Source organism: Pseudoxanthomonas beigongshangi (assembly GCF_016820515.1).
Lineage (GTDB): Bacteria > Pseudomonadota > Gammaproteobacteria > Xanthomonadales > Xanthomonadaceae > Pseudoxanthomonas_A > Pseudoxanthomonas_A beigongshangi.
In genome coordinates this window covers 1-8,603 of sequence record NZ_JADHDV010000049.1, presented here as the reverse complement: position 1 = coordinate 8,603, position 8,603 = coordinate 1, and the positions used below count along the sequence as shown (strand labels likewise).

Genomic DNA, 8,603 nt, shown 5'->3' with positions numbered 1-8,603 from the left:
GGGAGCGACGTGAGTCGCGAGCTTTTTTCCAATCGTCATCGCGGGCTGTCGCGACTTACGTCGCTCCTGCAGGGGGAATGGTGTTTGCGCTCAGAACGCCAGGACGGACCATAGCGGCGCCGGGTCGTTCCAGCGCTCGCGTGCGCCGAGGAATGCCAGTTCCACCAGTACCGCGGCGCCGACCACTTCGGCGCCCTGTTGGCGCGCCAGCGCCACCGCCGTGCGCAGGGTGCCGCCGGTGGCGAGGACGTCGTCGATCACCAGCACGCGCGCGCCGGCGGGCAGGGCGTCGGCGTGGATTTCCAGCCGGTCGCTGCCGTATTCCAGTGCGTAGTCCAGGGTCAGGGTGCGCGCGGGCAGCTTGCCGGGTTTGCGCACGGGCACGAAGCCGATGTCGAGTTCGCGCGCCAGCGCCGCGCCCAGGATGAAGCCGCGCGATTCCACGCCGATCACCGCGTCCAGCGCGGTGCCGCGCCAGGGTTCGGCCAGTTCGGCCATCGCCTCGGCGAAGCCGTCGGCGTCGGCCAGCACCGGGGTGATGTCCTTGAACACGATGCCCGGCTTGGGGAAATCGGGTACGTCGCGGATCAGATCGGACCAGTGGGACATCGGGAGGCTCGCCAGGGAACAAGGGGGAGGGCGATGCTACCGCGTCCCCGCACACGAACGAAAACCGCCGGACGGGCCGGCGGTTTTCCAGGCGCGACTTGCTGGGGGATCAGAAGTCGTAGCGGACCTGCAACTGCGCCAGATCCAGCTCCGCGTCCTCGATCTCGAAGCGGCTGTATTCGCCGCGCAACGCCACCTTGTCGGTGAAGCGGTACTGCAGGCCCAGGCCGTAGGTGGCATCGGTGCCGCTGTCGTCGCGGGTGCGGGTGACTTCCGGCAACGCGCGATCCAGATCCCAGCGCTGGACGCCGGCCTTGGCATAGCCGGAGAACTTGTCGGTGAACGGCACGGTGGCGACCGCGGTCAGCGAAATACTGCTGGCTTCCAGCGGACGGCCGAGGTTGCCGCGCGGTTCCAGCTTGCCGAGATCCGAATAGCCGGCTTCCAGGCCGAACCAGTGGTTGAACTGGTAGCCGCCGAACACCGAGAACGCAGTGTCCTTGTCGTCGTAGCGCTGTTCGTCCACGCTGGACTGGCCGGCGCCGACGCCGGCATAGAAGCCCTTGGGCTCGGCGGCCTGCGCGCCGAAGGCGATGCCGCCCAGCAGCACGGCGGAAAGAAGGGCACGGGACAGCTTGTTGTTGTTCTTCATGTCTGAAACTCCTGCATGCATCGCGCGGGGGAGGGAGTTGCGATGCGTGTGGCGACGGGTCCTGGCGGAGTGCCTGGGCAGCCGTCGTGCGAAGCAAAGATAGGGATGCGGACGCCGGAACAAACGGCTGCATCGGCGATGCAGTTTCCCGTCGATGGAACGAAGGAATGACGCATCGGCACTGGACTTCCGCGATGGATTGCGCGCAACGCGCGCCCGTTCCTTGACGCGGGAGATGCGGACGCAGCACGCGATTCGGGATGGACTCTCCCGCCGGGAAGGACTAATCACCGCCATCGGACTTGTCTAAGCTGCGCGCTTCCCTGTCCCGAGCCGCCGCCATGAGCGAATCGCTGTCGATGTATCAGGCCTCCGTTCCCGTGCTGATCCGCGCCCTGCGCAACTTCAAGCACATCCTCGCCAAGGGCCAGGCGCATGCGCTGGCGCAGGGCTACGACCCGGCGGTGCTGCTGCAATCGCGCCTGTATCCGGACATGTTGCCGCTGCTGCGGCAGGTGCAGATCGCCACCGATACCGCCAAGTTCGCGCCGGCGCGGCTGGCCGGCGTGGACTCGCCGCGCTTCGAGGACAATGAAACCAGTTTCGATGAGTTGCAGGCGCGGCTGGATCGCGCGCTGGAGTTCCTCGGCAGCTTCACGCCGGCGCAGGTCGACGGCAGCGAGGGCAGGGACGTGGTGCTGCCGCGTCGCAGTGGCGATCAGCATTTCAGCGGACGCGACTATCTGCTGGGCTTCGTGCTGCCCAACCTGTTGTTCCACGTCGGCATCGCCTATGCCATCCTGCGCCACAACGGCGTGCCGCTGGGCAAGATGGATTACCTGGGCGAAGCCTGACGCTTCTTCACGCGCGCGGGCGGATTCGCCGGCGTCGTCGTGGCGCCGGCGATCTCCCGCTGCCGCGCGCGACTCAGCGTGGCCAGCGCCGCCCGGTACGACCAGCGGATCAGCGATTGCAGTTCCTCATCGGGCATCGCGCGCACGTCCACCACGGTGATCCAGCGATAGCGGCCCAGCCAGCGTGCCGGTTTGATGCCCGGTTGATCGGTCAGCTCCAGGAAGCGCTCCGGCGCGACCTTGAAACTGAAGCGCCAGCGCTCCGGCGCGCTGGTCTTGAAGTGGGCGAAGCGCTTGCCGCCAACGAAGTAGGCCAACAGGTTGGCCGGCTCGCCCCATTCGGTGACGGTGGCGCCGGGAAGGCCGGCGCAGAAGCGTTGGGTCTGTTGGAGGTCCATGGCTGCGGGCGGGGGGACAAGCTGGCATGATGCCACCGGGGCCCCTCGAGTCGTCGTCATGCTGCGTCGCCATCCCGTGGTGCTGTTCCTGCTGCTGACCGTTCTTTTCAGCCTGCCGTTCTATCTGTTGCTCAACCTGTCCTTCGCCAACGCCGAAGGGCGGCGCCTGTACGTCACCGGGCTGATGTGGAGCCCGGGCCTGGCCGCCGTGGCCGCCTGCCTGCTGGCACGGATACCGCTGGCGAACCTGGGCTGGCGCTGGCCCGGCGGACGCCTGGCCCGGTTGAGCTATCTGATTCCGATTGGTTACGGCCTGTTCGCCTACGGGATCATCTGGGCGACCGGCCTGGGGCGGCTCTCCACCGAGATCTACCTGCCGTACGCGCGTCGCGTGATCGGCCTGCCCGATGCCTCCGACGGCGAAGTCATCGCGATGATGCTGGCCCTGCAACTGGGCATGGGCTTCATCCTCAACGTGGCGATGGCGCTGGGCGAGGAAATCGGTTGGCGCGGGCTGCTGGGGCCGCGGCTGGCGCGGCGATTCGGGTTCGGGGCGGGCGCCCTGTCCACCGGCCTGATCTGGGCGGCCTGGCACTACCCGGTGCTGTTCTGGCTGAACTTTCCCGGCGATCCGCCCAAACCCTTCGCGATGGCGTGCTTCACCGTCATGGTGACCGGCCTGAGCTTCGTCTATGCCTGGCTGCGTGAAAGCACCGGCAGCGTCTGGACGGCCGCGATCCTGCACGGCAGCCACAACGCGGTGATCACGCCGGTATTCACCCTGCTGACGGTCGAGACGGGCCTGATCACCGTGTACGCGGTGGACGAGTTCGGTTTCATGCTGGCGATCACCAGCGTGCTGATGGCGTTGTGGTGCTGGCGCCATCGTGCCCGCCAGGCCGGCGCGCGGGCGTTGGCGGAGGCCGCGGCATCCTGACCGACGTGCGACATTTCGTCGCACGCCCGCCGGATCAGGCACTTGCGCGGCTGGCCTGGCGCGCACGGGGCGTCGCCGATGACTAGAATCCCGGTCGTGATCCGGAACCCCGCCTTTTCCCGCCCGATGGCCCGGCTGGCGCTCTGCGCCATGCTGCTGCTGGCGTTCGCGCCCGCGCTGAGCCGGGTGCTGGCCGCGAGTGCTTCCGGCGCGATGGCCGGCTGGGTCGAACTGTGCACCGCCAGCGGTCTGAAGTGGGTGGACACGGCCGCGCCGGCCGGAGACGCCACGCCCGAGCATCCGGCCATGCCGGCCGGCGCGGATTGCGCCTATTGCCCGCTGGCGTCGTCGTTGCCGCCGATGCCGCTGTCGCTGATTGCGCAGGTGCCGTTGCCGCCGTCGCCGCGACTGGCGATGCCCGGACGTCATCCCGTGCCGCACGTGCCGATCCGCCTGCGCGGGCTCGGTGGGCAGGGGCCGCCGTCGATTTTCTGAACCACGAGTACCGAGCTGTTACCGCGGTCGTGTGGCCGCGCCCGTGCTTTGGAGAATGCCGATGTTCGTTCACCCGCCGACGCGCCGGAGCGCGTCGCCGTTTGCCGTCCGCGGGAGCCGTCGTGCTCCCGCCGTTGCCGTTTCCACCTTGCTGCGCGTGGGCGCGCTGGGCCTGCTCGGCCTGCTGGCCGCCTGCGGTGAGCGCGAACGCATGGAGCCGGAAACGGAGCGCGCGGCATCCACGCCGGCGCAACCCGCGCCCGCCCGGGTGCGCGAGTGGAGCCTGCCCGCGCCCGTCGGCGCCGCGCAGCCGGATCTGGTAATCGCGCCGGATGGCCGACGCCTGCTGAGCTGGGTGGAACCGGCGACCGGCGATGCGCATCGCCTGCGCCTGGCGTGGGCCGACCAGGAGAACTGGCAGGCGCCGATCACGATCGCCGAAGGCAACGACTGGTTCCTCAACTGGGCCGACACCCCGCATGTGCAGGCGCTGCCCGATGGCTCGCTGTGGGCGCACTGGCTGCGCAGCACCGGGCCTTCGCGGATGGACTACGGCATCGATCTGGTGCGTTCCGGCGATGGTGGACGCAGCTGGAGCGCGCCGCAGCTGGTGCATCCGGCGGGTACCCGTGGCGATCACGGCTTCGTGACCTTCTGGGCACAGGCGCAGGACCAGCTCGGCATCGCCTGGCTGGACAGCCGCCAGAAGGCGGCCGCCGGCGTCGATCGTTCCGCCGATGCCGCGCACGATGGTGGCCATCACGGCGGTGGCGGCGCGATGATGCTGCGCGCGGCGCTGTACGGCGCGCAGGCGCGGCAACTGGCCGAATGGCCGCTCGATGCGTCCACCTGCGATTGCTGCACCACCGCGTCGGCGATCACCGAACGCGGCGTGGTGGTGGTGTATCGCGGACGCACCGCGGGCGAGATCCGCGACACCCGCATCGTCCGCTTCGATGGCCAGGCGTGGACCGCGCCGCGCGATGTGCATACCGATGGCTGGCACATGCCCGCATGCCCGGTGAATGGTCCGGTGGTGGCCGCGCGCGGCAACGATGTCTGGGTGGCGTGGTACACCGAGGCCGACGGTACGCCGGAACTGCGCGCGGCCCACTCCGGCGACGCGGGCGATCATTTCGACGCACCGGTCACGCTCGCGCGCGGCGGACAGGTGCTGGGCCGGCTGGCCCTGACGCTGGGTGATGGCCGCCTGCTGGCCAGCTGGCTGGAGGAAACCGGCGCGGGCGGCCAGCGCATCGTGCTGGGCAGCTACGATCCGCGCTGGCAATCCGCCACCCGCGTGGAGGTCGCCACCCTGGCCGCGCGCGGACGCGCCAGCGGGATGCCGCGCCTGCGCTGGGCCGATGGCGCCGCCTGGCTGGTGTGGACCGATGTGGATGACGGAAAACCGCGGTTGAAAGGCGCGTCGGTGCGCTGAGGGAGCACGCGGATGCGTCCCGGAATTCCGTTCGCGCGGTCGGCGACGCGGCTGGCGTTGCTGGCCGCGCTGCTGCTCGTGTTCGCGCCGTCGATCAGTCGCGTGCTCGCCAGCCGCGGCGGCGACGTGCTGGCCGGATGGGTCGAACTGTGCACGCCCGTCGGATTGAAGTGGGTGGATACCCGCGCGAACGCGGCACGGGAAAAAGCGCCGGCCGCGCCGACGTCTAGTTGGCCGGACGAGGGCGACGCCTGTCCGCAATGCCCGCTGGCCGCCGCGCTGCCACCGCCACCGGAGGCGTTCGACTGGGCGGCGTCGCCGTGCCCGCCCGCGCCTGGGCGTGGATTTGAAACATCATTGACGCGAAAAGCATTCCGGCCGGCGGGAGCGGGTTGCCGGGGACCACCAGCGGCGTAGCGCAACGCCATCACCGCCCCTGTTCCCCACGGCGCCGCATGCGCCGCTTCCGGAGTCTTACGTTCATGTCGATGCATCATCGCGGCGCGCTTCGCGCGTCCCGCCTTTCCCTGGCCGTGCTCGCGGCCCTGTCTTCCGTTCTCACGTCCACGATGGCGCGCGCCGCCGATGCGGATTCGCAACCCGCCGATGCGCAGGCCACCACCCTCGACGCCGTCCGCGTCGAAGGCCGGCGCGCCGCGCTGGATGCGCCGGCCGGAACCGGCACCCGGCTCGGGTTGAGCGTGCGCGAGACGCCAGCCTCGATCACCATCCTCGATCGCGACACGCTCGATGCGCGCGGCGTGCGCACCACCCAGGAGGCGCTGTCCGGCATTCCCGGCCTGACCGTGGCTTCGCCGCCGGGCAACGGCAACGCGGTGACCCTGCGCGGTTTTTCCGGCAGCCAGATCACCCAGCTGTTCAATGGCATCGACGTGCAGTACGCCTCGATCGCCGCGCGCCCGGTCGACGCCTGGCAGTACGAACGGGTGGAAGCGATCGGCGGCCCGTCGAGTTTCCTGTACGGCGCCGGCGCGGTCGGCGGCACCATCAACTACGTCACCCGGCTGGCGAACCTCGAACGCGACGACGCGCAATGGCAGGCCGGCATCGGCTCCTTCCGTGATCGCAGCGTGGCGATGGGCGCCAACCTGCGCCTGGGCGGCGACGCCGCGCGCCAGGCGCTGCGGCTGGATGTCAGCACGCGCGATGCCGAGAGCGCCATCGATGGCCAGCGGCGCCAGGCGACGACCGTCGCCGCGTCGTGGCTGGCGCAATGGGTGCCCACGCTGCGCCACACGCTGGCGCTGGAGCATCAGCAGGAAGACAACGACCGCCCCTACTGGGGCACGCCGGTGCGCCAGCCGGCCGGCGGGCGCCTGGCGGTGCTGCCGGAAACGGTGGGTCGCAACTACAACGTGTCCGATGGCTACTACGGGCAGGACGTGCTGTGGGCGCGCTCGATCCTGGAGTGGTCGCCGGGCGCGGCGGACACCGTGCGCAACACGATCTACCACTACGACGCCCTGCGCGACTACCGCAATGTCGAAAGCTATCGCCTGAGCGCCGACAACCGTAGCGTGATCCGCTCGGGCGCGCTGCTGCAGCGCCACGATCAGCAGGTCTACGGCAACCGGCTGGAGTGGTCGCACGACGGAGCCCTGGGTCGGTTGCCTTCGCGCTGGAACGCGGGACTGGACATCAGCTACAACCGCCAGACCCGCTTCCCGCAATCGCTGCCGGCGGTGATCGACACCGTGCCGCTGGATGCGGTCACCCCGGGCGATTTCCTCGACGTGCCCGGCGCGCAGCTCGCCTACCGGCCGGATCGCACCAATCGACTGCATACCCAGGCCCTGTTCGTCGAGAACCTGACCGAACTGACGCCATCGCTGTCACTGCTGACCGGCCTGCGCCGGGATCGCATCCGCCTGGACGTGGTCAATCATCGCGCCGCCAGCGCGAGCAATCCGGCACGGTTCGAACGCGAGTACACGCCCACCACCGGCCGCGCCGCGCTGAACTGGGCGATCACGCCGCAGGCCAGCGTGTACGTGCAGTACAGCACCGCCGCCGATCCGCCTGCCGGCATCCTCAGCACGGCCAGCTTCGCCAACGTGCGCGATTTCGATCTGACCACCGGGCGCCAGGGCGAACTGGGCGCGAAATTCCAGTCGCGCGATGGCCGCCACTTCGCGACATTGGCGGCGTACCGGATCGTGCGTCACAACCTGGCCATCAGCGATCCGGCCAATCCCGGGCAGACCCTGCCGATCGGCAGGCAATCGGCGCGCGGCGTCGAAGCCACCTTCGGCTGGCAACCGCTGGAGGGACTGGATGTGCAGGGCAACCTGGCCTGGGTGGACGCGAGCCTTGATGATTTCTTCGAGAACGTTGGCGGCGTGCCGGTGTCGCGCGCGGGCAACCGGCCGGCCAACACGCCCGCGCGGGTCGGCAACCTGTGGGTGGACTACGCCTTCGACGATCGCTGGTCGGCCGGCGTGGACCTGCGTGGCGTGTCCTCGCGTCATGCGAACGCGGCCAACACGCTGTCCACCGCCGGCTACGCGCTGTGGGGCGCGCACGTGAGCTGGCAATGGAGTCCGCACACGCGGCTCACCCTGCGCGGTCGCAACCTCGGCGACCGCACCCACGTCGTGTACGCGCTGAACGACAGCATGGTCTACCTGGGTGATCCGCGCAGCTGGGAATTGGTGCTGCGGCAGTCGTTCTGATCGCGATGCGCCTGCGCGCGGGTCAGGCGGGTTTGTCCAGTACGTCGCGCAGGGCGTCTTCCAATTGCGGAAAGCGGAAGCGGAAGCCTTCCACCAGCGCGTGCATGGGCATGACGCGCTGGCCGGTCAGCATCAACTGCGCGCCCTCGCCAAAGGCCAGCCGCAACATCGGCGAGGGCGTCGGCAGCAATGCCGGACGATGCAGTACCCGCCCGAGGGTGCGCGCGAACTCGCGGTTGCGCACGGGTTCGGGGGCGGTGCCGTTGTAGGCGCCGCCCGCGGATTCGAATTCGAGCAGCCACTGGATCAGGCCGATCAGATCCTCGCGGTGAATCCAGCTCATCCATTGGCGGCCGTGGCCGATCGGGCCGCCCAGGCCCCAGCGGAACGGCGGCAGCATCTTCCCCAGCGCGCCGCCGTCGGCGCCGAGCACGATGCCGGTGCGCAGGCGGCACACCCGCAGGCCCAGATCCTCGGCCTGCATGGCGGCGTGTTCCCAGTCGCGGCACAGGACGGCGGCGAAATCG

General features: G+C 69.7%; 10 protein-coding genes. 6 read left to right on the top strand and 4 right to left on the bottom strand.

The window, feature by feature from the left end:
• Positions 1 to 90: 90 nt before the first annotated feature.
• Together IQ458_RS19195 and IQ458_RS19190 are read right to left on the bottom strand one after the other, a co-directional pair.
• Complete coding sequence (locus IQ458_RS19195; RefSeq protein WP_203323810.1) at positions 91 to 609, bottom strand: adenine phosphoribosyltransferase; 519 nt, start codon at positions 607 to 609, stop codon at positions 91 to 93.
• A 109-nt stretch (positions 610 to 718) separates the two neighbouring features.
• Positions 719 to 1,261 (bottom strand): porin family protein, encoded by a 543-nt coding sequence (locus IQ458_RS19190; RefSeq protein WP_203323809.1) that lies wholly within the window; start codon positions 1,259 to 1,261, stop codon positions 719 to 721.
• A 341-nt stretch (positions 1,262 to 1,602) separates the two neighbouring features.
• Between IQ458_RS19190 and IQ458_RS19185 the strand changes: the two genes are divergently transcribed.
• Entirely contained in the window at positions 1,603 to 2,115 is a 513-nt protein-coding gene (locus IQ458_RS19185) for a DUF1993 domain-containing protein (RefSeq protein ID WP_235997019.1), read from the top strand.
• Here IQ458_RS19185 and IQ458_RS19180 read toward each other — a convergent pair.
• Complete coding sequence (locus IQ458_RS19180; RefSeq protein WP_203323808.1) at positions 2,097 to 2,513, bottom strand: MmcQ/YjbR family DNA-binding protein; 417 nt, start codon at positions 2,511 to 2,513, stop codon at positions 2,097 to 2,099. The genes IQ458_RS19185 and IQ458_RS19180 overlap by 19 nt on opposite strands.
• A gap of 58 nt (positions 2,514 to 2,571) precedes the next feature.
• On the opposite strand from IQ458_RS19180, the gene IQ458_RS19175 reads away from it, so the two are divergent.
• The 5 genes from IQ458_RS19175 (at position 2,572) to IQ458_RS19155 (ending at position 8,076) form a co-directional block, all read left to right on the top strand.
• Positions 2,572 to 3,450, top strand: a complete 879-nt coding sequence (locus IQ458_RS19175; RefSeq protein ID WP_203323807.1) for a CPBP family intramembrane glutamic endopeptidase — start codon at positions 2,572 to 2,574, stop codon at positions 3,448 to 3,450.
• Positions 3,451 to 3,546: 96 nt separating this feature from the next.
• A complete protein-coding gene (locus tag IQ458_RS19170; RefSeq protein WP_203323806.1) occupies positions 3,547 to 3,945 on the top strand; it encodes a DUF2946 family protein in 399 nt (132 codons plus the stop codon).
• A gap of 157 nt (positions 3,946 to 4,102) precedes the next feature.
• Complete coding sequence (locus IQ458_RS19165) at positions 4,103 to 5,383, top strand: hypothetical protein (protein ID WP_328805239.1); 1,281 nt, start codon at positions 4,103 to 4,105, stop codon at positions 5,381 to 5,383.
• A 12-nt stretch (positions 5,384 to 5,395) separates the two neighbouring features.
• Positions 5,396 to 5,800 (top strand): DUF2946 family protein, encoded by a 405-nt coding sequence (locus tag IQ458_RS19160; RefSeq protein WP_203323804.1) that lies wholly within the window; start codon positions 5,396 to 5,398, stop codon positions 5,798 to 5,800.
• Positions 5,801 to 5,865: 65 nt separating this feature from the next.
• On the top strand, positions 5,866 to 8,076 hold the full coding sequence (locus IQ458_RS19155) for a TonB-dependent receptor (RefSeq protein ID WP_235997017.1): 2,211 nt from the start codon (positions 5,866 to 5,868) through the stop codon (positions 8,074 to 8,076).
• 22 nt (positions 8,077 to 8,098) lie between these two features.
• On the opposite strand, the gene IQ458_RS19150 is transcribed toward IQ458_RS19155, so the two are convergent.
• A partial coding sequence (locus IQ458_RS19150; RefSeq protein ID WP_203323803.1) for a TIGR01777 family oxidoreductase occupies positions 8,099 to 8,603 on the bottom strand: 505 nt, incomplete at its 5' end.